Annotated in this window: 1 protein-coding gene and 1 pseudogene; both read left to right on the forward strand. The window is 40.6% G+C overall.

Annotated elements, in window-relative coordinates:
• Positions 1-129: pseudogene (locus ACKTR2_RS10050) on the forward strand (thioredoxin); the annotation flags it as partial.
• Positions 130-438: conjugal transfer protein (locus ACKTR2_RS10055; RefSeq protein WP_407884997.1), on the forward strand; the 309-nt coding region annotated here is incomplete at its 3' end.

The following is a 438-nucleotide window of genomic DNA, read 5'->3' on the forward strand; positions in this document are numbered from 1 at the left end:
ATGAACCAACCGCAGAATCGGCATTACATTCAAAAATATCAATTAACGTCAGTACCAACCTTGATCCATGGCAAGCAACGATACTCCGGTACCAACCAACAAAGGATTAAACAGCTAGTAGGTGATTAGATGAAAGACAAATTATTAAACAGCGTTAAAGTCAGCTGGCCATATCTACTAACGCTAATCATTGGCTTGTATTTAGCGGAGATTTTAGCTGGATCAGTCATGGCCTTGTCGCACTATAAGCTAACTTTTGCGGATCATATGCCAACCGTATTAAAACAATTAGCCTTGCACCCCTGGCACTATTACAACTTGTATTTTGGTCAAAAGAACCCGGTATTAATTATCGTCAGTATCGCTGTGGTCCTATACACCATTTATTTTGCTTTGAAACGCAATAGCAAGCACAAAGCGTGGGAAACTGCGGACACT

Origin of the sequence: Furfurilactobacillus curtus (assembly GCF_045862785.1) — a bacterium.
Lineage (GTDB): Bacteria > Bacillota > Bacilli > Lactobacillales > Lactobacillaceae > Furfurilactobacillus > Furfurilactobacillus curtus.